This is a genomic window from Mesorhizobium prunaredense (assembly GCF_900156895.1).
Taxonomy (GTDB): domain Bacteria; phylum Pseudomonadota; class Alphaproteobacteria; order Rhizobiales; family Rhizobiaceae; genus Mesorhizobium; species Mesorhizobium prunaredense.
This window is the reverse complement of the sequence record NZ_FTPD01000013.1, coordinates 34,537-57,861: the sequence shown is the minus strand read 5'-3', so window position 1 is coordinate 57,861 and position 23,325 is coordinate 34,537. Positions and strand designations below refer to the sequence as shown.

Sequence of the window (23,325 nt, the reverse complement as noted above, 5' to 3'; positions counted from 1 at the left end):
CAAAGCGAGGTCGCCAAGACGAATTTGCACGTGCTTGCAAAAGCAGCATACGCTATTTCCAAGGACAGAAACATTCCTGGGAGAAAGCTGGATGGCGTCACGCTACCACGAGGTCTATGACGGCTGGAAACGCGATCCGGAAAAATTCTGGGCGGATGCGGCCAAGGCCATCGACTGGTTCTCGCCGTTCGACACGGTCTTCGATCCGAATGCCGGCGTCTATGGGCGCTGGTTTGGCGGCGCCTCCTGCAACACCTGCTTCAACGCCGTCGACCGCCACGTGGCGGGTGGCCGCGCCGATCAGATCGCGCTGATTCATGACAGCGCGATTTCCGGCGCTGTCAGGAAATTCACCTATGCCGAATTGAAACGCGAGGTGGTCGCGCTGACGTCGGTGCTGAAGAACCGCGGCGTCCAAAAAGGCGATCGGGTCATCATCTACATGCCGATGGTGCCGGAAGCTGCGTTTGCCATGCTTGCCTGCGCCCGGATCGGCGCCGTGCATTCGGTCGTCTTCGGCGGCTTTGCGTCGCACGAGCTCGCCACGCGCGTCGACGACGCCAGGCCGAAGCTGATCATTTCCGCCTCTTGCGGCCTCGAGCCCGGGCGCGTCGTCGCCTACAAGCCGCTGCTCGACAAGGCGATCGAGATGTCTCGGCACAAGCCCGAAGCCTGCCTCATCCTGCAGCGCGATCAGCTGCGCTGCGAGCTAAAGGAGAACCACGACATCGACTATGCCGACGCTGTCGCCCGCGAGCGGGCCGCGGGCGCCAATGTCGACTGCGTTCCGGTGCTCGCCACCGACCCGCTCTACATCATTTACACGTCCGGAACGACCGGCCAGCCCAAGGGCATCGTGCGCGACAATGGCGGCCACATGGTTGCGCTGAAATGGTCGATGGAGAACGAGTTCGGCGTCAATCCGGGCGAGGTGTTCTGGGCGGCTTCCGACGTCGGCTGGGTGGTCGGCCATTCCTACATCGTCTACGGCCCGCTGCTGCATGGCTGCACGACCGTCCTGTTCGAGGGCAAGCCGGTCGGTACGCCCGACGCCGGCACCTACTGGCGGGTGATATCAGAGCATGGCGTGGTCGCCCTGTTCACCGCGCCGACCGCATTCCGCGCCATCAAGGGACAGGACCCCAAGGGCGAATTCGTCCCGAAATACGACCTGTCGAAATTCCGCACGCTGTTTCTCGCCGGCGAGCGCGCCGATCCGGAAACCATCAAATGGGCGGAGCAGAAATTGAACGTGCCGGTAATCGACCATTGGTGGCAGACCGAGACGGGCTCGCCGATGACGATCAACCCAGCCGGATTGGGGCTACTGCCGGTGAAATACGGCTCGCCCGGGGTTCCGATGCCCGGCTACGACATCCGTGTGCTCGACGATGCCGGCCACGAAGTGCCGCGCGGCACGTTGGGCAATGTCGTGGTCAAGCTGCCGCTGCCGGCCGGCTGCCTGCCGACGCTGTGGAATGCCGATGACCGGTTTCGCCAAGCCTATCTCGAGGAGTTCCCCGGATTCTACAAGACGGCGGATGCCGGCATGATGGACGAGGACGGCTATTTGTTCGTGATGGCCCGCACCGACGACATCATCAATGTCGCCGGCCACCGGCTGTCGACCGGCGCAATGGAGGAGGTACTGGCCGCGCATCCGGACGTTGCCGAATGCGCCGTCGTCGGCATCGCCGACGCGATGAAGGGCCAGGTGCCGCTCGGCTTCGTCGTGCTGAATGCCGGTGTCACGCGTGACAGCGGCACTATTGAGACCGAGGTGGTCACGCTGGTCCGCGAGCGGATCGGCCCGGTCGCCGCCTTCAAGACGGTGGTCACGATCAAGCGCCTGCCCAAGACGCGCTCCGGCAAAATCCTGCGCGGCACCATGCAGAAGATTGCCGACAAGGAAGACTGGACGATGCCGGCGACCATCGACGACCCGGTCATTCTCGACGAAATCGCCGCGGCGCTGAAGGGACGCGGAATCGGGCTTTAGTTGCTTTCGGAGCGCGGCAGGCCGATCGCGGCTTCGGACGAAATCACGAATTCATCCCGCAACGCAATCGTCTGTTGTGCAATGCAGCAATAGCCCTTAAACCTCTGCGTGGGGGGCCATTCCGAAGGCACGGCATGGCTCAGCAAAAAACCACATTCGGCGGCGTCGACATCCTGCGTTTTCTCGCCGCTGTCCTCGTGATGTTCTACCACTACGGCTTCTGGCTGTGGGCGTTCCCCGAGGGCGTTTCGGCGCGCGCGACGGGCGGCATCCCGCCGCATCCGGAAATAGGTGGGCTGGTCCAATTCGGATGGGTCGGCGTCCAGATATTCTTCGTCATCAGCGGCTTCGTCATCGCCTTCAGCGCCGAGCATTCGACACCGCTGCGGTTTTTCGAGGCAAGGGTGAAACGATTGGCACCGGCCGTCTGGATCTGCGCACCAGTCACCGCGATGGTGCTGCTTCTCGTCGATCTCAGTTGGCCGACGGACGCTGTCACCACGCTCATACGTACCGCTCTGTTCGTTCCGTTCAACCCCTGGGTCGACAGCGTCTACTGGACGCTCGGCATCGAGATCGCCTTTTATGCCATCGTCTGGATCATGCTGCGGCTCGGCCGCTTCGACCTGATGGAAGCGGTGGCAGTTGCGCTCGGCGCGATCAGCACGCTTTTCTGGTGCCTGTACTATCCATTCGACTGGTCGGACCTTGCCGAGGCGCGCTGGCTCGACCTGCTCCTGGTGCATCACGGATGTTTTTTCGCGACAGGTGTGCTGTTCTGGCTGATGCGTTTCAAGGCAGTGACGCCCGCCCGCCTTGTCTTCTGCGCCTTGTTCCTGGCCGGCGGCGTGCTGCAGATCATAAGTGCTGTCGACGTCCGCAGCATCAAGGTCGAAGCCGCGATGCCCTACGGGCCGCCGATCGTCCTGTTCCTCGCTGCCATGGCGCTGATGGCGTGGTCGTTACGGCTCGACCTGTCCTGGCGCGGCTGGCGCCGGATCGGCCTGATGACCTACCCTCTCTATCTGATCCATAATGTCGTCGGCGCAGCCATTCTCGGCGCCTTGATGCGATCGGGAGTGCCATACCTGCTTTCGGTGGTGATCGTCGGGGCGACCATGATCGCCGCGAGCTGGCTGATTGCGATCGAGGCCGAACCGCGCATCCGGCTTCTGCTCGACCACACCATCTTCCGCTACCGTCTCAAGGCGGCGTAACGCGCCAGCGTTGTCACGCCGGTTCCTGGCTGCAAACGTCCTACGGAGGAATGTCCGGCACAATGCAGGGCGCACACGCTTTTGCGCGACCCGTCGCGGCTCGGCGACCTCTACTGATCAAGCGATGAAATCGACCGGCACCAAAAGGAACGTCATTCCCTCTACCGGCTCGTGCGCAGGCTGCCGGTCATGGTCTGTTCGAGGCGCATTCGTCTTCGCTCACGACGGCCCCGGGCCCGGTATCAAGCCTGGCGGCGGAAGACGACGATCTGCTCAATATCGGTCCTACAGACCGGCCTCAGCTGTTCACCTTCGTCCGCGCTTCCGACTTCTCCAGATAGTATGACGAATATCTGTCGAAGAATTTTTCCGAGCCGCCGATCGATCCATACTTCGCCAGCTTCTTCAAATCGACCTTGTTGAGGACCACGCCGACGATCTTGTTGGCGATATAGGATTCCGAACTCAATATGGATTGCACCATCGCACGCGGTGTGCGCCCCCACTCGGTCACGAGCACGAAGCCGTCGGCAAGCGGAGCAAAGGCCTTGGCATCGACCACGGGGCCGAGCGGCGGCAGATCGACGATGATGTACTGGAAGGTCTCCTTGGCATTGTCTATGAAACGCCGCATCCCGGCCGACGAAAGAAGCTCGCTTGTGTGCGAGAAATGACCGCGCGGCACAGCCGGGACGATCGCCAGCTTGGTCTGCCGGTCGATCTTGCCGACGGACTGCCAGGTCTGCCCGCTCACCACCGCTTCCATCAGGCCTTGCTCGGCCTCCATGCCAAGGCTGCGGCTGAGGCCGGGGTTGCGCAGGTCGCCGTCCACCAGCAGCGTTTTCGACCCGTTGGCGGCAAGCAATCCGGCCAGATTCGCCGCCACGGTCGACTTGCCCTCGCCGGGAAGGACCGAAATCACGCCGATGACCCGGCTGCCCTGCCCTTCCATCACCACGTCGAAGGCAATCTTGGCGCTGCGCAGCGTCTCGGAAAACATCGATGCCGGGGCGTCTATGCTCACCCGCATGCGCGCGCGTCTTTCAGCCGCCGACGGTGATTGGGCGCTTTTGATATCCGACTGACCGTCATCGCGCTTGTCGTCCTTGGCGACCTTGCTGCCAATGATCGGCAGGTAGCCGAGGAATTTGAGGCCGACGCGATCGCGAACGTCTTCGCCGGTCCTGAAGAACCGCTCCCTGAACTCATTCAGGCCACCAACCCCGGCTCCCAACATCACGCCAAGCACGAGCGAAAGTCCCAGCACTATGGACGTGCGCGGGGTTGCCGCGGACTTCGGCAGCGTCGCGTCCGAGATGACGCGGATCTTGCCGACCGGGAAGGATTGCTGCTGGGAGGCTTCCTCGTAGCGGCCAAGGAACGTCTGATAGAGCGTCGAGAGCGCCGTTGCCTTCTGCTCCAGTTCGCGCAGCTTGACCTGCGACTGGTTGTCGATGGAACTCTTGCCAGCCGCTAACGCGACATTCGCGCGGAGCGCCGTCTCGCGCGCGAGAGCGACTTCGTATTCATTGCGGTAGCTTTCGGTCAATTGCTTCAGCTCGCCGAATATCTGCGCCGATATGTCGGCCTTTTCCTTGGCAAGCGCGACCGCCTGGGGATGCTCAGCCCCAAAATTGGCTTCGATATCCTGCTGCCGCTTGGCGACAGTGAGATAGCGGGTCTTGAGCGTTGAAATGATCGAGTTGCTCGGCTGGTCGGCGGATATGGCCGCGTCCCTGAACGCGTTGTCCGAACCGCTTTCGACGATCGACTTGTATTGCTGGTAGCGGGCGCTGGCGCGGGCGGTATCGGCCTGCGCCTCAATGAGCTGGCCATTGAGGTCCGACAGTTGCTTGTCACTGATCAACTGGCCGTCATCGACGGCCAGTCCATGTTCGGCCCTGAACTTCTCGACGGCGAGCGCCGCTGCCTGGGAGCTTTCGCGAAGCTCCGTCAGCCGGCCTTGCAGCCAGACCGCCGCCCGCTCGGTCGCATCGAAGCTCGCATCGAGCTGATCGGCGAGATAGGCGTCGGCATAGGCTTTGGTGACCGCGGTCGCAAGTGCGGGGTCCGTCGCCTGGTAGGCGATGGAGATCACATAGCTTCGACCGATACGCTCGGCTTGCACCTCGTCCTGCAGTTTGAGGATTGCGTAATCGCGGCGTGACGAGGCAATCATCGCGTCACGCGTCGCCGGATCAAGCTGAGTAACGTCGGCCGTACCCACGGCGGGATTGGGACGGAAATACCGGACCACGCCGCGCACAAAACCGGAAGCCTTCGACACGGCCGACGTCGGAGGGTCCATGAAAGCGTCGTTCTGATCGAGCTTCTGCTTGTCGACGACCACCGCCGCCAGTCTCGCCGAGTGGAGTATTTCGATCTGGCTCAGAATGGCGGAGTCGGTCTGCATGCTGACCGACGCCGCCGAGACCTCGTCGACGACCTTGTTCAACCCTTCGTCGATCAGCACACGGCTCGTCGCCATGTAGGTGGGAGGCGTGGTCTGCAAATAGAGCACGCCCAGAAAAAGACCGATGGCAGCGCATGCCGCAACCACCTTTGCCTGCCTTGCTGCCATGCCGAGCAGGCGCTCGACATCGATGAAATCGTCGGCGCTGACTGGGTCCGAACTCGGCAATGGTTTCCTCTTGTCGAGAGGAAAATTGGCATAATTCATCTTCGGTCCAATTCAAGTTTGCATCTAGAGCGGCGGTCTCTCAAGTCGAACGCGCCGCCGCTCTATCTTTGTTTGAGCCTCGGATTTTCTCAAACCCTGTCTCCACTCGGGTCCGCTGCTCTCGTTTGCAGGCGCTAGAGCAGATCGGGAGCATCAGCATATGCCCAACGCAAGCTTCATGCCAGCCACCGCGGGACCTGGGCAGCCAAACATATCGGCATGTCTTACGTCACCATTCATATGCTTGCTCCCAAAAAAATGGGCTTTATGCGGCTTCCACCCGGCGCTCATGCAACCGGACGAACTCCTGAAGCATCTCGAAGATCGGTCCCTTCATGTCGTCGCGCGCCAGCGCGAAGGCGACATTGGCCTGGATGAACCCTTCTTTCGAGCCACAATCGAACATCCGGCCGTTGAAGGGCTGGGCGAAGAAAGCCTGGCTTTGCGCAAGGCGGACCATGGCGTCGGTCAGTTGGATCTCATTGCCGGCGCCGCGCTGCTGATTGCCGAGCAGCCCGAATATCTCGGGCTGCAGGATATAACGGCCGTTGATGTAGTAGTTCGACGGCGCATTCGCCGGAGCCGGCTTTTCGACCATGGCGGTGACCTCGAAGCCCGAGCCGACATCGGCGCCGCAGCCGACGATGCCGTATTTGCTGGTCTCGGTCGGGTCGCAGCGCTCGACAGCGATGACGTTTCCGCCGGTCTGCGCATAGAGGTCCGCAATTTCAGCGAGACATCCGCGGCCGCCGAAGGACACCATGTCCGGCAACAGCAATGCGAAGGGCTCATCGCCGATGACTTCCCGGGCACACCATACCGCATGGCCGAGACCTTGCGGCGACTGCTGCCGGATGAAGCTCGTCGCACCAGCCACGGGAAGCAGGCTTTCCAGCGCCTGAAGCTGCGCTGTCTTGCCGGTCTGCTCCAAAGTTCCGATCAATTCTGGATGCAGGTCGAAATAATCCTCTATGACCGCCTTGTTGCGGCCCGTCACGAAGACGATGTGCTCGATGCCGGCTTCGAACGCCTCGTCCACCGCATATTGCACGACAGGCCTGTCGACGACCGGCAGCATTTCCTTCGGCATCGACTTGGTCGCCGGCAGGAATCGCGTTCCAAGCCCCGCTACCGGTATGACTGCCTTCCTGACTTTCTTCATTGCATATTCCTTCTGAGGAGATCGACTTCAACCTGTCGCAGGCCGCGAAAACTATCTTTCAGCTGCCTGCACCCTTCACCTCCCCCGCACCCACGGCAAATTGCGCCGCCACCCTTCGCAGCCGAACGGCGATCGGCATGCCCATATGCCAAACCGCCGCCGGATCGCTGAGCGCCGTCCACACCGCCTTGAGTGGGGATCGCGCCTTGATGTGCTGGACCAGAGAAAGGAACGACGCCGCCTTGCGCAGGCTGCGCGTGCGCCTTGCGAAAGCGGCTGCGGCCTTTGCGTCCATCGAATGGGTTCTGGCGAAAACGAGGTCGGCCTTACGCATCGCCTCGACGTGATGAAGTTCGAGCACGCGGGAAATGGAGCCGGTCCGGATATGGTAGACATAGCCGGTCGTCGGCTCGACCACGCACTTGCCGCCCTTGGCCAGAGCACTGGCCAGCAGGATGTAGTCCTCGCCGATGATCAGGCTTTCGTCATAGCGAAGCCCGTTTTCGTTCAGAAACCGGCGCTGGAAGATCGGTTTGAGATAGCCGAGATTGAACCTGGATTCGAAGACCACATTGCCAGCAATATAGTCCGCCAGCGAGATTTCACTCAAACCCTCGAGATAGTCGGCCGGGAACATCGTCTCTTCGGCAACACCGTCCTCGCGAACGACCTGGAGATTGTCGACTGCGATCGCGGCGCCCGCTTTCTCGGCGCGTTCAATCATGGTGCAGATCCGCCCGGGATAGACCGCGTCGTCGGAATCGAGGACCGCCACCCACCTGCCGCGGGCAAGCTCAAGGCCGACATTCCTGGCGCCGCCTGGACCGCGGTTTTGCTCAAGTGCGACGACGCGCACGATGTCTTCGGGGTAGGATCGCGCCAGATCGAGCGTCCGGTCGCGCGACTGGTCGTCGACGACGATCACCTCGACGCTGACATCGCGCTGGGCGATGGCGCTGGCGATCGCCCGCTCGATGGTCAGCTCCGAATTGTAGGCGGCAATGACAAAGGTGACGTCAGGCTGCACGCTTGCCACCTTCCTGCGGCGAGGGCAGGCCGTATTGGCGGATTTCACGCACGCCGACAAGACCGCTCACGACGCCGACATGCATGATGCCGCGAAGCACGCTGCGGTTCCTACGCACGGGACTGATGGCGACCGGGATTGCCGATGCGAAACAAAAAACCGCCTTTGCCGAGGCGAGGCCGACTTGCCTGACCAGCGCGAGGCCACGCGCGTCGCGCCCCAGCAGGTGCCCATGCGTCTGCCCGACGCGGAACCGGCGGCGACGGAGCCAGTCGAAAGCCGCCCTGGCGCGCGGCACCACTTCATCGACCCAGGCCTGCGGCGAAAAGGCGATGCGACCGCCGGCCTTGACCATATGGTCGAAGAATTCGGTGTCCTCGCCGCCGGTCTGGCCACGCGCCAGGCTGAATCGCCGACCGCGGAGGCTGTCGGCGCCCATCCTGAGCAGGACGTTGCAGGTGTAGCCGCTACGGATCTCGCCGCCCACCCAGACGGGCAAGGTGGAGTGAAAATCGCCGCGGCGCATCCAGTTGGGCGCATCCGGCCGATAGCGCGCCCGCACTGGCCCGAGCACGGCGGCAGCGCCACTCAAGTCCGCCGTCGCAACCAGTTCGACGAGCCATCTGGACGATGCCGTTTCGTCATCGTCGAGGAAGGCGACGAAATCCGCCGTGCTGGCGTCGAGGCAGGCATTGCGGGCGATCGAGATGTTGCGTGCCGGGCAATGACGATAGCTGATCGGCAGCTTCAGCGTCTCCGCCAGCGTCGCCACCAGCAGTTCGGCCGTCGGCCCGTCATCATTGTCGGCGACGATGACACGGATGTCGAATCCCGAAGGCACGTCCAGGGCGGCTACCGAGCGAAGCGTGTCGGCAAGCTCCGGCCGCCGAAACGTGCAGACGCAGACGTCGACGCTGCGGTTTTTTTCGGCCACACCCACTATGCCACCCTCCTACGCTGCGATCGCGGTCCAAGCAGTTGCAGCCAGAAACCGACGGACCAGCCGAAATGCATGACCATTGCCGAAATCCCGGCAAGGGCGCTGTCCGGATTGCGCTGGCTGATGGCCATCCTCACGCCATAGCCGAGACAAACCGACGCCCACACCAGAATCGGCATGACTGCCAGCCAATGCACGAAGAAAAAGGCAGAGAGAAGGACGACAGGGAACACCAGGAGCGGCACCATCTGCCGGACCTTCGGTATCATGCGGTGCTTGAGAACGTTCTTTGCCCGGCCGCGGCCATAGCCGAGATACTGGAAATAGAGGCCGGCGAGCGACGAGCGCGGGTAATAGATCATTTGCGTCTTGCCGCTCATCCAGATCCGGTAGCCGGCCTTGCGCAGCCGGTAGTCGAACTCCGCATCCTCGTTGTGGCTGAACGTCTCGTCATAGCCGCCCACCGCCTTGAACGCCGAAATCCGCATCAGCGCATGGTGACCGTGGTCGACCCACTCTCCCGCCGAGAGATGCCGGTGCTTGGAGCCGCCCGTGCCGAGCTTGGAATTCTGTGCAGCCGCAACCGCGTTCTGCACTGTGCCGCTGCCGCTGGTCAGCATCGAGACGACGACCGAATCGGCGCCGGTGGCCAGCGCCTCTTCGATCAGCCGGTCGCAATAATCCGGTGGGTAGCCGCCATGCGCGTCGATGCGAATGAAATATTCAGCCCCATCGCCGTACCTGGCGATGGCGAGATTGATCGCCGCGCTCTGGAGGCGCTTTTCATTGTCAAGAAGGATGATCCTCGGATCCTTCCCGGCGATCTCCTCGACGATCGCCCTGGTGCCGTCCGTGCTACCGCCATCGGCAACGATGATCCGGGCGCCGAGCCTCTCGGCGGCCGGTCGAAGCTCATGAACAAGCGCACCGATGTGAGCCGCTTCGTTCAGGCACGGAATCACGATCAGGTTGGACGGCATTTCGGTCTGCATCATCGGCCCATGTCCTTCCCTAGCCATCCTAAGCCAGTGCCTCGGCAGCATATGAACCGGGCGCGACCGTCAACCCGCGAAGCTTCTCGACGAGCGCCCGGCAATCGCCGCGATCGTGGCTCCAGGTTCGCGGATTGCGGGCAAGAACACGCTCCCGCAATTTCCCGAAACGATGCTCCTCCAACTCGCCCAAGGCGGCCTCGAGTGCCTCGGGCGTGGCTTGAGGCAAAAGAACACCGATTCCCTGCTGGTCGAGGAACCGGCCGGTTTCGGTGTGGCCCATCGAGATCGGCACGGCGCCGAAGCGGCAGCCCTCGTAGAGGCGGTTGGGCAGCAGCCATTCGGAATTCAGCCCCTGCTCAAAAAAATCGATGGCCCAGGAAAAATGGACCTGACGGTAGATCGTAGCCATATCCTCGGGATTCCGATAGGGTCCGCCAAACGAGAGCCAGGGCTCAGATTCGACGAAACCGTGGAAATCCGGAAATTCGGAAAGCGCCGGACGGCCCCTTAGGATGATTTCGAAGCGACCCTCGAGTCGTCGGGAAAATTTGGCCAGCAGCTCCAGGGAGCGGCGGCATCGGAGCGCGCCGAACCAGCCGATCCGCCAAGGCGGAGCGACGGGCTCCGCCGCCATGCGATCATTCAGCGAAACCGCGGCAGGCTCGAAATATTTGTTTTCGAGCAGTTCGACCGGCGCGGCAATCTGCCCGAACGGCTTGAAATAGTTTGCGATGAAGGCCGGCGAACTGGTGACTAGCAGCTTTACATCCCTGGCCAGATAGCGCTCCGCGCCGCGCATCGCCTTGCCCAGAAAATCGTCGCGAAGCATCAGACGATGGATGTCGAGACACTCATAGACGATCGGCACGGTTGCCTGGAATGCCGATTTGGCACGCCGGGCAAGCGCCAGCATTTCCAGATTGCGCGCGATGATGAGGTCGGGTCTCGGCATCGAACCGAGTTTCGACCCGATCGAAACCGCCGCCTTGGTGACCGCTGCCAGCCGTTGGGCGAATCGGCCATCGCGCGTTGCGCCAAGATCGATCGGATGCAAGCCCTCGACCTCGGCGATCGGGCTTGCTGACCGGCGAAAGCCCGCCAGTGTGACCTGGGCGCCGCCTGCCTTGAGCATTATGATCCGCCGGCGCACTGCCGGGTCGGAGACGTCGTGCACCAAGTACAAGACATGCAGCATGAAAAACTCGACCGCTGTTGGCCCACCCGAAAGAATCCTAGTACAGCTCGTGCTGCATCGCAACATTTTTGGTGCAGCGTAGCAGGGATCGACGTTTTTTGTTGCGCTGCAAAATTATTGCCGTAGTTTGATGGCAGCATCGGGCATGGGTCGGGACTCCGGGACCGGCACGAAATCAGGGACCCTGAATTTGCAAGCCAATGCATTCGACCCGCCAGAGGGCTCTCTCCGCAGATCGGTCGGACGCGGCGCTATCATTACGGCTTTGGCGCAATCGGTGCGGGTTGCGACGCAGATCGTCTCCGTCATCGTGCTGTCGCGCTTGCTCTCGCCGCAGGACTTCGGCGTCGTGGCGATGTGCGCGCCTGTGCTGGCTTTCATCGCGCTGTTCCAGGATTTCGGCCTGACCCAGGCGACGGTTCAGAAAAGCGAAATCAAGCATGAGGAGGTCAATTATCTCTTCTGGGTCAATGTCGCGGTTAGCGCATTGCTCGCCTGCGTGCTTGCCGGCGCGGCGCCTCTGGTCGCCGCCTTCTATGGCGAACCGCGGGTGTCAGGCCTGGTGGCAGCACTCGGGCTGCAGATCATAGCCTATGGGCTGGGCGCCCAGCATCTGGCGCTGCTGACACGCCGAATGGAGTTCGCCCGCTTGGCTATCATCGACGTCGCAAGTGCCATTGCCGGCCTTGCCGTATCGATCGCCTGGACTTTCATAGACCGTTCCTATTGGGCGCTTTTTGCCGGCACCCTGACAGCAGCCGTACTGCCCACGCTTTGCTACTGGGCAAACTCGCGATGGCGCCCCAGCCTGCCGCGCAAGGTCAACGGCATTAGCGAGCTGATCAATTTCGGCGCCGGCATCACCGGGTTCAACTTCGCCAACTTCTTTGCCCGAAATCTCGACAATGTGCTGATCGGAAAATACTGGGGCGAAGCGCAGCTTGGACTCTATGACCGCGCCTACAAGCTGCTTCTGTTTCCGTTGAGCCAGATCACCAACCCGCTGTCGAAGGTCATGGTGCCGGCTCTTTCCAGGCTGAAGGACGAGCCGGATCGCTACCGCAGCGCTTACCTTCGCGTCATGCCGCTGATATTGCTGGTCGCACTTCCAGGTGTTGCCTTCGCCATCGCCATGGCCGACATGCTGATACCGTTCGTGCTCGGCGAGCAGTGGCGGCAGAGTTCCAGCATCTTCCTGGCGCTCGGTTTTGCCGGGCTGCTGCAGCCGCTCAACAACCCGGCGGGATGGCTTTTCATCAGCCAGGGCCGCTCGGGCGATTTCATGCGCTGGGGCATCATAACAGCCTTGACGTCGGTGCTGGCCTTCCTGGTCGGCCTGCCCTATGGCGCGCTGGGGGTGGCGATCGCCTATGCGGTCAGCGAGTATCTCAGAACGCCTTTTCTGTGGCTGTATATCGGCAAGACCGGGCCGCTGCGGGCAAGCCATATACTTCGCGCGGCAACGCCCTTCGTGCTTGGCGCGCATCTGGCGCTTGCCGCGATCTGGTTCGCCAAGCCGCTGCTGCCGCAACAGCACATCGTCGCGATGGCAAGCGCGGTGGCGCTGTCCTACATGATCACGGTCATGACCGCGCTGGCGTTTGCTTCCGGCCGCGAGACGTTGCGGGAGGCCCTAAGACTGCTGCCGGCACGGGCGCCTAAGGCAGCACCAAGCGAGGCGAAGTAATTTGCACGGACATCCATACAAGGACCAGGTCTGATCCCATGCACTACCGATCGATCTCCGACATGAATGATGCGATTGTCAGGAACCTTCACCGGTTGCCGCGCGACATCGACCTGGTGGTCGGGGTCCCGCGAAGCGGCATTCTCGCCGCCACTCTGCTCAGCCTGACGGCGAACATTCCAATGACCGACCTGGACAGTTTCCTGGCGGGAAAGATCTATACTTCGGGCGTCACCAAACGCCGCGCCGCGCTCGACCGCCAGGCGACCGATATGCGCAAGGTCCTGGTGATCGACGACAGCGTCAGCGGCGGCGCTGCCATGAGAGAGGCGCGCAGCCGGGTAGAGGCCGCCGGCATCAAGGCGGACTTCACCTTTGCCGCGGTGTTTGGCCTGCTGCCCCAACACGAGGAAACCGACATCGTCCTCGAGGTCGTGCCGCATCCAAGGATGTTCCAATGGAACTTCATGCACCACAAATTCCTCGCGCAATGCTGCGTCGACATTGACGGCGTGCTTTGCTTGGACCCGACCGAAGCAGAGAACGACGACGGCCCCGCCTATGAGAAATTCCTGGGCGAAGCGCTGCCTCTGTTTGGCCCGACCCGCAAGATCGGCTGGCTCGTCACCAGCCGGCTCGAGAAATACCGCTCGCTTACCGAAGCATGGCTGGCAAAGCACGGCATAGAATACGACAAGCTGATCATGCTTGACCTGCCGAGCAAGGCAGAACGGCAACGGCTTGGCGTGCATGGCAGTTTCAAAGCCGATTTCTACCGCAAATCCGATGCCATACTGTTCATCGAAAGCGAGCACCAGCAGGCCCTCAAGATCGCCGAGCTTTCCGGCAAGCCGGTGCTGTGCGTGGAAACGCATCTGGTAATTTATCCCGACACGCTATCACTTCCGGCACTTGGACTGGCGGCGCGCAACCTTCCGGGCAGGTTGCGGCAGATCAGTTCGCCTGACGGGCGCAAGACGGCAATCAAGACCGTCGCGCGCACGCTGCTTGGCGAACGCGGTTACGAGACGCTGAAAAGCCGTGTCAAACGACCGGCTTGAACCAGGTTCCGGGACTTAAAGCGCGTCACGCGACGCGCGCCTTAAGGTTTTGTTTTATGCAGTTGTTGTCGCAAAACCGCTGCGCACCCTCGGGTCAGGCCCCATACGCGCTAACCGAGGGCATGCTTTTGGGCGACATGCATTAGGCGGCTTGCCGCGAAGGCTGCCGTGTCGCCCTCTCCAACATCGAGAAGAAGGTCGCGAACTGACCCGCCGGTTCGAGTTCCGGGCGCTCGGAGAATGCACGCGCCGCCGCTGAGAGCCGCCCATATTCCTGGCTGTCGGTCCACAGACGCCTGACCACCGCCACCCAGTCGGCGAGTGGGGCATCGTAATCCAGCACCACGCCACCGGAGCCGATCGCTTCGGGCAGGCCGCCACGACGCGAGCCGACGACTGGAATGCCGCTGCAATGGGCTTCCGACGCCACCCGGCCCCAGGCCTCTTCCCACTTGCTGGGAGCCAGCAGGATTTTCGTGCGGCCGTAGACCGTCTTCATGTCGTTGGTCCGGCTCTCCAGCGTGACGTTGCCGAGCGGCGCGATCGTCTGCTCGATCCGGGCCCGATGATCATCGTCAAGCTTCCAGCTTTCGACGAATAGGAATGGGATTTCAGAGCAGGCGGCGGCGATGCGCACCGCAAGCTCGAAACCTTTTTCCTCATAGGGGTTGATCAGCGTGACAAACTCGCCTGTCGTCGGCGTGCTGTAGAGCGCGGGATTGATGGTCGGCGGTATAACCGTCGAATCGATATCGAATTTTGCCTTGTAGGTGCGCGCCGTGAACTCGGAATTGGCGATGTAGAGCGCCGAATGCAGCTCGCGCAGATCGCCACCCAATTCGTGGAACTCGACATTCCTGAGATAGACGACCAGCGGCACGCCTTCGGCCTGCAGCGCCTTGCCGATCGGAACCGACTTGTGGCACTGGACCACGGCGACATCCGGCCTCAGCTTTTCGACGGCAAAACCCGCCGCCTCCCAGGGAAACCAGGCGCGCACGACCGGATAGCCCGGAAAGCTGTCGATGACAGCGCGCTGCCTCAAAAGCTTCATCTTGGCGCGCGCCTTGTAGCCGAAGACGCCCTGGCCGAACAGGGCGGCGAGCACCGAAGCCTCATGCCCGCGCTCGCGCAACTGTTCGGCAAGATGATGGGTGCTGGACTGGACACCGCCGCTGAACTGGGGCGTGTAACCGTTACCGCCTGCAAAAAGCACTTTCATGGTTTCGGCTCCTTGTCGCATTCTCAAGTTTACGGGCTCGCACGGCTATTACGGCTTGCGACCCGCTTCAAACATCCTGCTGCGTCTCTAAATTGGCGAACGGATTGGTGCATGGCTGCCATCCGGTGAACCGGACCGGGTCGGCTGGCGAACTGCGCCGGGCGTAGTCGGTCAGCATATGGAACTCGGCAATGACCCAGCGGTCGAAATGTCTCAGATCCTCTTTTTTCTGTTCGGGCAGAAACCGGCGGGCGGCGCCCAATTTCAGCGCCTCAAGCAGAGTGACAGCATCGCCCAGCTTTGTGTTCGGAAATATCCAGGGGTTCCGCTTCTGGAATTCCAGGACGAACTGCTGCAAATGCTCGATGCGCATGTTCAGCCTGCCGAAATATCTTTCGAGCGTGACGCGCACCAGGTCCTCGTCCGAAAGCGAGGAAACGGTGGCGTAGGCGATGCCGGTCGAAGCAACTCCGCCAGCCATGATGGCCAGTGCCGCGCGTCGCGAAACCTTGATCATCCGGCCATTTCCTTTCCTGCTATCCGACTAGCCGCCCGCAGGGAGAGGGCCGCCGCCGTCAGGCTCGGGTTGGCGCAGGAGCAGCTTGGATATGTGCTCGAGCCGACGACAACCAGGTTCCTGAGCTGATGGTGGATCATGTCCCGATCGACGACCGAATCGGCCGGGCTCGAGCCCATCCGCAACGTGCCCTGGACATGCGACTCGGTGCGCCGGATGCCGCGATCGAAGATCTCTTCGACCGGCAGCGGCGCCAGAAGCGCCGCCAATTTCTCCTTTGCCCGCGCCATGCCCTTGACGGCATAGTCGGATGCTCCCGCGAAACTGACAAAGGCGTTTTCATCCTCGTCGAGAATCACGAGATTTTCCGGGTCGAGCAGGTCTTCGGTAACAATGATGAGGGGAAGCGTCTGACGGACACGTCCCTTTTCGGGGCGCATCCCGTGCTGCCAGCGGTTTTCGAAATAGACCAGCGCCGCCGCATGGTCTGATCTGTGAGCGCCGTCATAAAGGCCGAAATTCAAGCCGGTGGTGATGGTGCTTCCGTCGAAATTATCGACACCGTCGAGATAGGCTTCGAAGTTCCATCCGTAGGATTCGTGCAGGCCGCGCCCGACGAATTCGCCCGACAGGCCGGACCGCAACATGATCGCCGGGCTCTGGATGGCATTGGCACCCAATATGAAAAGATCGCCGCTGACCGAATATTCCTTGCCCTCATGCACGAAGGCGACCGAACGGACCGAACCGCCGATATGGTCGAGCCGGCGCACTTCAGCGCCAAGGCAGACCGAAACGTCGGGATGCTCGAAGACGTGCATCAGGCCATTGTTGGCGGTGAATTTGGCATCGACCGGACATAATCCGCATCGCAAGTTGGCGCAGCACGAAGACCGCTGCGCAGTCGGCACGCGCGCCCGGGCTGTCGGCATGACAAAATGCTGGTCCGGCTGCGCCGTTTTCATCATCCGGTCCGGCGTCGACATGTGATGCGGTGGCTGGGGAAATGGCCTGGAACGCGGCATCATCGCCGCCATGTCGGGGTCGCCCGAAATCGACATGACGTCCTCTGCATCGCAGTAGAACGGCTCGAGCTCGTCATAGCTGATCGGCCAATCGTTACCGACGCCGTAGAGGCTTTTCAGCCTGAAGTCGTTCGGATGAAAGCGCGGCGTCTGAGCGAACCAGCAATTCGTTCCGCCACCCAATCCGATGGTATAGTTCCACGGCTTGTCAGAGTTGGTCTTGTAGGTGGTCTCGTCCTCGATGTCGGTGTTGACGTTCTGCTCGAGCTGCCATTCATGTGTGTTGTGGCGGCCCCATTCCAGAACCAGAATGCGTGCCTTTCGCTGCTTGGCGAACGCATGCAGGAAGAAGGCCGAACCGAAGCCGGAACCGATGGCGACAAGGTCGAAATGCTCGTTGGCGATCTGTTCCGGCCTGATGCCCAGCACCATCAGATAAAACCCTTTGTTGATACGAGCGCGTTCATCAGCTTCCTTGGTGCCCCAGCCGGCCGTTCTCGCATGATCTCACGCCGCCATCCTGCCGATCGAGTGATATTCGATGCCGTAGCGAGTGATGACCTTGGGATCGTAGAGGTTTCGGCCGTCGAAGATGATCGGCGTGGACAGCGCATCCTTGATCGCGTCGAACGACGGCGCCTGGAAGGTCTTCCAGTCGGTGGCGATCATGAGCGCATCGGCGCCACGCAGTGCTGCCTCCTTGGTCCCGCACAAGAGCAGATCCTCGCGCAGTCCGTAGATGGCCTGGCATTCCTGCATCGCCTCGGGATCGTAAGCCTGCACTTTGGCGCCGGCCTTCCAGAGCGCTTCCATGAGAACCCGAGCCGGCGCCTCGCGCATGTCGTCGGTATTGGGCTTGAAGGCCAGGCCCCACAGCGCAAAAGTCTTGCCCTTCAGATTGCCCTTGAAATAGCGGTTCACCTTATCGAACAGGACCGATTTCTGTTCGTTGTTGCGTTCCTCGACGGCGCGCAGCAGCTTGGCATCGAATTTGACGCCTTCGGCGGTCTTGATCAGGGCGCGCACATCCTTGGGGAAGCACGAGCCGCCATAGCCGAGGCCCGGATAGATGAAGTGGTAGCCGATGCGCGGATCGCTGCCGATGCCCTTGCGGACCTCCTCGATGTCGGCGCCGAGTTCCTCGGCCAAATTGGCCATTTCGTTCATGAAGCTGATCTTGGTCGCCAGCATGCAATTGGCCGCGTATTTGGTGAACTCGGCGCTGCGCACATCCATCACGATCATCTTCTCGTGGTTGCGGTTGAAGGGAGCGTAAAGCTCGCGCAACACCGCCTCGGTGTCCTCGCTGCCGGTGCCGACGATGATGCGGTCGGGCTTCATGCAGTCGGCCACCGCGGAGCCTTCCTTGAGGAATTCCGGATTGGAGGCGACGTCGAAAGTCAGATCCTCGCGGCCCCGCGCCTTCAGCGTCGCGGCGATCCTGGCCTTTATCTTTTCGCAGGTGCCGACCGGCACGGTCGACTTGCCGACGACGATCTTGGGCGCGGCCATCTCCCGGCCGATGGCCTCGGCAACGGCCAGCACATATTTGAGGTCGGCCGAACCATCCTCGCCCGGAGGCGTGCCGACAGCGATCATCTGGATCTGGCCATGCTTGACGGCGGCCGCGGCGTCGGTGGTGAACTTGATGCGGCCGGCCGCATGGTTCTCCTTGACGAGGTTTTCGAGCCCGGGCTCGAAAATCGGGATGAGGCCCTGATTGAGCCGCTCCACCTTTTTCACGTCGATGTCGACGCATACTACCTGATGGCCGACTTCGGCAAGCACCGCCGCCTGCACCAGACCGACATAGCCGATTCCAAAGACCGTCAAATTCATGTGATTTCATTCCTGTTCAAGACTTCGGAGCGCTTTCGGCCCGGCCGGTTCAGATTGGTCTTTACTTAATGCTGCATGCCAGCGATTCCGGAAACTGGCATGGCTGGCCGAGCGCCGTGAATGCGACGCGATCCACTTGCAAGGTAAGCTTGCGACCCGGATCCGAAAACGGCCCCAGCCATTCCTTCATCGTGTCGCTGCCCCAGAGGCTAAAAAATATCTTTTGCGCATGGCTGGGCAGCTTTGCCGGATCGGTGATCGTGTTCACCAGCTCGCCATTGACGTACCAGCGCAGCCGGTCCTTCTCCCAGACGAAGGCGTAATCGTTGAAAGCCTTGTCCGTGCCGCCAGCTACATCCACCACTTTCTCGTTATTGCCCTTGCCGGCGATGTAGGCGTTGACCTGCACTTTGGAGGTGTCCTTGGTCAGCACCTCGAAGTCGATTTCATCCCACGGCTGCTTATCGGTGGGGCCGATGTAGGTGAAGAAGGAGGCGTTGATGCCAGAGCCCGAATCGGTTTTCAGCCGCGCCTCATAGGTGCCATAGCCGAAGCGCTGCTTGGATTGGACCTCGCCGCAGGCAAAGTCGCGATCCTTCACTTTCTGCTTTTCGAAACCGAGCGTCAGCATGCCATCGGAAAGCTTGACCTGTCTTTTGGACCAGATGCAGTTCTGATACTTGCCGTTCGCCCAGCCGTCGGCAATGTACCAACGCGCCCGGTCGAAGCTGGTGAAATCATCTACGAACGATGGCGCAGTCGGGATGTCCTGCGAACGGGAAGGGGTCGGGCCCGCAACCAGGCTGCCGAGTGCGACCAGCAGAAACGCACCGCCCGAACATAGCTGCCTCAGTTTCCGTTGCCTCCTCAATTGCGTGAACGGCCGGTCGCCGGTTGCCGGGGTGGACGTGCTTTTCGAATCCGCGTTCATACCAAACTCACCTTGTGCTGTGCGCCCCCCCAACCCAAAGTCGATGTTCAAAACCATGACGAAACGAGCTGACCTTGACCTTCTGCCGGTAGCTTCTCCGGTTGCCTGGTTGTTGCCCAGTGGCGCCACCCAGGATCTTTGAAATTTCACCCCGCGCCGGCGGCCGGGTTGGCGAAATCAGCCTTGGTGGTCGAGCTAGGCTGGGCGCTTTCGTCGAAGATAGCATCCAGCGAATGCCGGAGACCCTTCATCAATTCGTTCTGGCGGGCGAGCGCCGCGATGCGCCGCTCGTAATTCAGGATCGACTTCGTCAGTTCGCTGACCTCGGAGGATCTGCTGGGGGAGGCCGCGCCATTTTCCATCGCCTCGACCAGGAAGGCGGCGTTGGTGGCCTTTGTCCGGTAGCGATTCTCAAGCCCGTTTTTCTCCGCCTCGATCTCGGCTGCGATCTGGTCAAGCAGCTTTGCCAGGCGGTCAAGGCGCGAGATATCGGTCTGCCTATCTCGAGCCGGATCCCTTGATCTGAAGCCAAATATCGAGGCCATGCGCTCAGTTTCCTGTCATAGCCGGCCTAAGCTATCCCTTGTGCCCGGCCGGGCCAAAAAAGTTCTTGTCGCATCGTCCCGCTCCTCTGACAGGCGGACATTTTCGGCCGATTCAAACAGCCAATCAAAATTGCTGCACCGCAACATACATGCCATCCCCAAAGCGAGTAGGCAACCACCTAGTGCGGCGAATCGGAAATTCGCATCGCTTTGAGGCAGGGTAAGGACCTGTTGACATGATTGGCATGGCGCCGGCGGACCAGCTCAAGCCTCGCCGACCGGGCTGGTTGCGGCCATGAGAAAGCGCCGCGGCGGCACAGGCTGTTTCGAGCCAAAGCCGGCGCGGCGAAACAGCGCATCCAGCTTGTCGGCGGCCACGCCGCGAACGATGGGGATGAGATTGGATTGGCTGGCCAGGGCGTAGGCCGCAGCCGCTGTCAGCCCTTTCTCGTTCTTCACGTCGAGGAAGTTTCGCAACCGATATTTGTCGCGCACCTGCCGTTCGTGCTTTCTGAGCATCGCCTTGGAGCCTTCCGGCAAACTGTCGATCGCCAGCAGCGCCAGATCCGCGTCGGCCAGACGCTTGAGATCCTGCGTCTTGTGCTGACCGCTCAGCGAATCCGCGCGAACGATCGCGCCGTAGCCGCAGGACCTGATGACCTTGAAGCGCGCCCCGCAAGCAACCGCGCGCGCGTAGAGTTCATAGTCTTCGCCCAACCGCAGGTTTTCGTCATAGCGCAGCCCATGCCGGTCCAGAAAAGCGCGGCTGATCACCGGTTTGAGGAAACCCAACTCACCTCTCTGCACACGACGACTGGAGATGTTGCCTTCGATGAAGCGCTCGAAATCGAGAAATTCCGGATCGGCCGAAAACCGCGGAGCGGTGATTTTCGAAACGTCGGTCGCCGCATCGTCCCTGATCATCATGATGTTGTCGGCAGCGAAATCCCAATCGGCGCTGGCGAACAACTCGCGAAATCTGCCCTCGAGAAAAAAATCGTCGGCGTCCAGAATGCTGATGAACGGCGATTTGGAACTGGCGATCGCGGCGTTGCGGGCGAAGGAAGGACCGCCGTTGACGTCGAGCCGGATGACGGAAAGCCTGCCGCTGCCATCGTCGGCCGCCCGAGCGACTTTCGCGGTATCGTCAGTGGAGGCGTCATCGACGACGACGACTTCGCCCACCTCCGGCTCGCGCAAGGCCGAAGCGATGGCAACCGCAATTGTCCGCGCCGCGTTGCGGGCGGCGATGATCACGCAGACTTCCGGTTCTGTCACCAATTCGCCTCTCGACTGCACAGGTAGCTCCGAATTTTCTCCCCCTTTGATGTCCAATGCAGCTCTCGTTCTCACTGACTGCGGCTGTACGAAACATCAGCCGGCGCTATGCTGCGAGTGCGAAGCATCGTTAAAATCATTCGGTCCGTCCAGTCTTTCCTTTCGGTGTCGTCATGGCGCAAATCAACGGGCGGTGAAATGCCAGCGAATAGGCGGGCCGCTTCGCACACCGTCCCTGCCCATTCTGGATGGGGCGTCAGCGCACTCGAGTCGCTGAACACCAGGTCGATCGACAGAGTTTAGGCAGTGGTGGCTGAGTCAGACGATCCGAGCCTGAAGGGGAAATCCGCAAGCCGGTTGCCCAGGATGCTGTCGGGCGAGCAGTCCGCCAGGGACCTGGCCGACGCTACCTGCCGTCAGGTCAGTGGAGGCTTCTCCGGGCACCGAACTTCTCGCCATCGGCCGCTTCGGTCGAACTCAGCCTTCGTTCGGCGTCGCGAATCTTATCCGCCGACGTCGGGGTATTTCTGGCAACCATGGCGAAAACGAGCAGAAAGTAGCCCAGTTGAATGACAATGGCGCAGGCTATAGCGCGAAAAAGCGTTGTGCCTAGCGAAGCGCCGTCGAGATAAGACCAGGCGACCACGATCGCCATCGCGAAAATCATGCCAATAATGAATTTTGGTAGCGACATACCCGACAGCCCGTCAACCTGCTCGGGCAAAAATCGATGATTGACCACCCCGAGCCTCCCTTCGCCATGCGAGCTTGTCGAGGCCACCCGCTTTTTTAGCCGGTTGCTTCCGGCCTTCCCACGCTGTCCATACTCTGACAGAAACAATTTGCGACTCTATTAAAGTGTGCAATAGCGGGCAAGGCCAACCGCAAATTATTTTGGATAAGTTCGGGGGATCGACTCTGCCATGTTGCGACGCACACCCCGGTATCATGACCAATGACCCGGTATGGACTCACTCCAGTAAGAGCAACAATATTAACCAGTATTTTACTATAACAGCGCTATATATTTTACAAAGCTACAGCACGATATTTCTCAACCACGCGGCACAAAGAGCGATACGCCCAAAATCAGCCTCATAAAGGTACTGAATTTTTCAAGATTGCCCATAATTTGTCACGAACGCGCCATAAAAGGCCAAAATTTGCGCAGGATCGGTTTATTATTTAACCAATGCATGACGTGATTATTTCAGGCGCTCAAGGAATTGTGTGTTGCGCTGCAGCATTTTTTTGATATCGTGCGGCAAACCATCCGTTCAACGTATGGAGTTTACGCATGAGGGACGTAGCCAAGCCGGCCGACGCGAATTTTCCGCAGGCCGGTATCGACTTTCCACCAATCGGCGGCCTGCTTAAACGCAGCTTCGATATCGCCGGTTCACTGATTGGCCTGGTTGCTCTCAGTCCGCTGTTTGTGATGGTCGCGCTGCTTGTCAAGTTTTCCGACGGCGGCCCGATTTTCTACGGTCACAGCCGGATCGGGCGGGGAGGACGGATTTTCCCGTGCCTCAAGTTTCGCACTATGGTACAGAATGGCGAACAGGTGCTGGCGGCATACCTTGCCGCCAACCCGGAAGCCAAGGCCGAATGGATAGCCACCCGCAAGCTCAAGAACGATCCACGCGTCACGCGCGTCGGGGCCGTGCTGAGGAAGCTCAGCCTCGATGAACTGCCGCAGATCATCAATATCCTGCAGGGTGACATGAGCCTTGTCGGTCCTCGCCCGGTGGTGCGCGACGAGCTCGAAATCTATGGCAGTTCGGCCGTCTATTACCTGAAATCGCGCCCTGGCCTGACCGGGCTCTGGCAGGTCAGCGGCCGCAATGACGTTTCCTATGACAGCCGCGTCGCATTCGATCGCCACTATGTCGAGAACTGGTCGCTGTTCGAGGACATTCGCATCATCATCAAGACCGTACCTGCCGTCTGGATGTCGCGAGGCTGCTATTGACCGGCCGGGAGCCGGTTGTGTGCGGAGGAGTGA

The 23,325-nt window shown here is 61.0% G+C and carries 19 protein-coding genes; 5 read left to right on the top strand and 14 right to left on the bottom strand.

The features are described from left to right. Nucleotides 1-91: 91 nt before the first annotated feature. The gene (locus BQ8794_RS11120; protein WP_077376893.1) at nucleotides 92-1,999 is read left to right on the top strand and encodes a propionyl-CoA synthetase; all 1,908 of its coding nucleotides are present in this window, start codon (nucleotides 92-94) and stop codon (nucleotides 1,997-1,999) included. Nucleotides 2,000-2,133: 134 nt separating this feature from the next. Next, nucleotides 2,134-3,216, top strand: a complete 1,083-nt coding sequence (locus BQ8794_RS11115; protein WP_077376890.1) for an acyltransferase family protein — start codon at nucleotides 2,134-2,136, stop codon at nucleotides 3,214-3,216. A gap of 298 nt (nucleotides 3,217-3,514) precedes the next feature. Here the strand turns inward: BQ8794_RS11115 and BQ8794_RS11110 are convergent, their stop codons facing one another. From BQ8794_RS11110 to BQ8794_RS11085, 6 genes are all read right to left on the bottom strand, one after another. Continuing rightward, the gene (locus BQ8794_RS11110; protein ID WP_077376887.1) at nucleotides 3,515-5,896 is read right to left on the bottom strand and encodes a polysaccharide biosynthesis tyrosine autokinase; all 2,382 of its coding nucleotides are present in this window, start codon (nucleotides 5,894-5,896) and stop codon (nucleotides 3,515-3,517) included. 265 nt (nucleotides 5,897-6,161) lie between these two features. Next, on the bottom strand, nucleotides 6,162-7,058 hold the full coding sequence (locus BQ8794_RS11105) for a UTP--glucose-1-phosphate uridylyltransferase (RefSeq protein ID WP_023796734.1): 897 nt from the start codon (nucleotides 7,056-7,058) through the stop codon (nucleotides 6,162-6,164). 58 nt (nucleotides 7,059-7,116) lie between these two features. Then, on the bottom strand, nucleotides 7,117-8,085 hold the full coding sequence (locus tag BQ8794_RS11100; RefSeq protein ID WP_167378707.1) for a glycosyltransferase family 2 protein: 969 nt from the start codon (nucleotides 8,083-8,085) through the stop codon (nucleotides 7,117-7,119). Next, nucleotides 8,075-9,025 (bottom strand): glycosyltransferase family 2 protein, encoded by a 951-nt coding sequence (locus BQ8794_RS11095; RefSeq protein ID WP_077376879.1) that lies wholly within the window; start codon nucleotides 9,023-9,025, stop codon nucleotides 8,075-8,077. The genes BQ8794_RS11100 and BQ8794_RS11095 overlap by 11 nt, the downstream gene beginning before the upstream one ends. Further along, on the bottom strand, nucleotides 9,025-10,020 hold the full coding sequence (locus tag BQ8794_RS11090) for a glycosyltransferase family 2 protein (RefSeq protein WP_425293533.1): 996 nt from the start codon (nucleotides 10,018-10,020) through the stop codon (nucleotides 9,025-9,027). Before BQ8794_RS11090 ends, BQ8794_RS11095 begins: the two co-directional genes overlap by 1 nt. Before the next feature lie 25 nt (nucleotides 10,021-10,045). Continuing rightward, entirely contained in the window at nucleotides 10,046-11,215 is a 1,170-nt protein-coding gene (locus tag BQ8794_RS11085) for a glycosyltransferase family protein (protein ID WP_077376876.1), read from the bottom strand. Between the two features lie 190 nt (nucleotides 11,216-11,405). Between BQ8794_RS11085 and BQ8794_RS11080 the strand changes: the two genes are divergently transcribed. Both BQ8794_RS11080 and BQ8794_RS11075 read left to right on the top strand, forming a co-directional pair. Beyond that, entirely contained in the window at nucleotides 11,406-12,902 is a 1,497-nt protein-coding gene (locus BQ8794_RS11080; RefSeq protein WP_077377473.1) for an oligosaccharide flippase family protein, read from the top strand. Nucleotides 12,903-12,940: 38 nt separating this feature from the next. Further along, a complete protein-coding gene (locus tag BQ8794_RS11075; protein ID WP_077376873.1) occupies nucleotides 12,941-13,963 on the top strand; it encodes a phosphoribosyltransferase family protein in 1,023 nt (340 codons plus the stop codon). A 142-nt stretch (nucleotides 13,964-14,105) separates the two neighbouring features. On the opposite strand, the gene BQ8794_RS11070 is transcribed toward BQ8794_RS11075, so the two are convergent. From BQ8794_RS11070 to BQ8794_RS11035, 8 genes are all read right to left on the bottom strand, one after another. After that, nucleotides 14,106-15,185, bottom strand: a complete 1,080-nt coding sequence (locus tag BQ8794_RS11070; RefSeq protein ID WP_077376870.1) for a glycosyltransferase — start codon at nucleotides 15,183-15,185, stop codon at nucleotides 14,106-14,108. Nucleotides 15,186-15,252: 67 nt separating this feature from the next. Continuing rightward, complete coding sequence (locus tag BQ8794_RS11065; RefSeq protein WP_077376867.1) at nucleotides 15,253-15,702, bottom strand: hypothetical protein; 450 nt, start codon at nucleotides 15,700-15,702, stop codon at nucleotides 15,253-15,255. Beyond that, nucleotides 15,699-17,159: a GMC oxidoreductase gene (locus BQ8794_RS11060; protein ID WP_077376864.1), complete on the bottom strand. Its 1,461-nt coding sequence runs from the start codon at nucleotides 17,157-17,159 to the stop codon at nucleotides 15,699-15,701. Before BQ8794_RS11060 ends, BQ8794_RS11065 begins: the two co-directional genes overlap by 4 nt. A 75-nt stretch (nucleotides 17,160-17,234) precedes the next feature. Further along, nucleotides 17,235-18,566, bottom strand: a complete 1,332-nt coding sequence (locus BQ8794_RS11055) for a UDP-glucose dehydrogenase family protein (RefSeq protein WP_077376861.1) — start codon at nucleotides 18,564-18,566, stop codon at nucleotides 17,235-17,237. A 61-nt stretch (nucleotides 18,567-18,627) separates the two neighbouring features. Next, entirely contained in the window at nucleotides 18,628-19,497 is an 870-nt protein-coding gene (exoK, locus tag BQ8794_RS11050) for an endo-1,3-1,4-beta-glycanase ExoK (protein ID WP_077376858.1), read from the bottom strand. 146 nt (nucleotides 19,498-19,643) lie between these two features. Next, a complete protein-coding gene (locus BQ8794_RS11045; protein WP_077376855.1) occupies nucleotides 19,644-20,042 on the bottom strand; it encodes a single stranded DNA-binding domain-containing protein in 399 nt (132 codons plus the stop codon). A gap of 264 nt (nucleotides 20,043-20,306) precedes the next feature. Then, a complete protein-coding gene (locus tag BQ8794_RS11040) occupies nucleotides 20,307-21,320 on the bottom strand; it encodes a glycosyltransferase family 2 protein (protein WP_077377471.1) in 1,014 nt (337 codons plus the stop codon). Nucleotides 21,321-21,741: 421 nt separating this feature from the next. Further along, entirely contained in the window at nucleotides 21,742-22,062 is a 321-nt protein-coding gene (locus BQ8794_RS11035; RefSeq protein WP_244554916.1) for an exopolysaccharide production repressor exox, read from the bottom strand. 555 nt (nucleotides 22,063-22,617) lie between these two features. Between BQ8794_RS11035 and BQ8794_RS11030 the strand changes: the two genes are divergently transcribed. Beyond that, nucleotides 22,618-23,292 (top strand): sugar transferase, encoded by a 675-nt coding sequence (locus tag BQ8794_RS11030; protein ID WP_023796749.1) that lies wholly within the window; start codon nucleotides 22,618-22,620, stop codon nucleotides 23,290-23,292. The last annotated feature ends 33 nt before the right edge of the window (nucleotides 23,293-23,325 follow it).

Coding starts and splice junctions, on each gene's coding strand:
- BQ8794_RS11110 (WP_077376887.1), bottom strand. CDS start 5,896: ATGAATTATGCCAATTTTCCTCTCGACAAGAGGAAACCATTGCCGAGT.
- exoK (WP_077376858.1), bottom strand. CDS start 19,497: ATGAACGCGGATTCGAAAAGCACGTCCACCCCGGCAACCGGCGACCGG.
- BQ8794_RS11085 (WP_077376876.1), bottom strand. CDS start 11,215: ATGCTGCATGTCTTGTACTTGGTGCACGACGTCTCCGACCCGGCAGTG.
- BQ8794_RS11060 (WP_077376864.1), bottom strand. CDS start 17,159: ATGGTGCTGGGCATCAGGCCGGAACAGATCGCCAACGAGCATTTCGAC.
- BQ8794_RS11055 (WP_077376861.1), bottom strand. CDS start 18,566: ATGAATTTGACGGTCTTTGGAATCGGCTATGTCGGTCTGGTGCAGGCG.
- BQ8794_RS11115 (WP_077376890.1), top strand. CDS start 2,134: ATGGCTCAGCAAAAAACCACATTCGGCGGCGTCGACATCCTGCGTTTT.
- BQ8794_RS11070 (WP_077376870.1), bottom strand. CDS start 15,185: ATGAAAGTGCTTTTTGCAGGCGGTAACGGTTACACGCCCCAGTTCAGC.
- BQ8794_RS11065 (WP_077376867.1), bottom strand. CDS start 15,702: ATGATCAAGGTTTCGCGACGCGCGGCACTGGCCATCATGGCTGGCGGA.
- BQ8794_RS11075 (WP_077376873.1), top strand. CDS start 12,941: ATGCACTACCGATCGATCTCCGACATGAATGATGCGATTGTCAGGAAC.
- BQ8794_RS11045 (WP_077376855.1), bottom strand. CDS start 20,042: ATGGCCTCGATATTTGGCTTCAGATCAAGGGATCCGGCTCGAGATAGG.
- BQ8794_RS11030 (WP_023796749.1), top strand. CDS start 22,618: ATGAGGGACGTAGCCAAGCCGGCCGACGCGAATTTTCCGCAGGCCGGT.
- BQ8794_RS11090 (WP_425293533.1), bottom strand. CDS start 10,020: ATGATGCAGACCGAAATGCCGTCCAACCTGATCGTGATTCCGTGCCTG.
- BQ8794_RS11105 (WP_023796734.1), bottom strand. CDS start 7,058: ATGAAGAAAGTCAGGAAGGCAGTCATACCGGTAGCGGGGCTTGGAACG.
- BQ8794_RS11120 (WP_077376893.1), top strand. CDS start 92: ATGGCGTCACGCTACCACGAGGTCTATGACGGCTGGAAACGCGATCCG.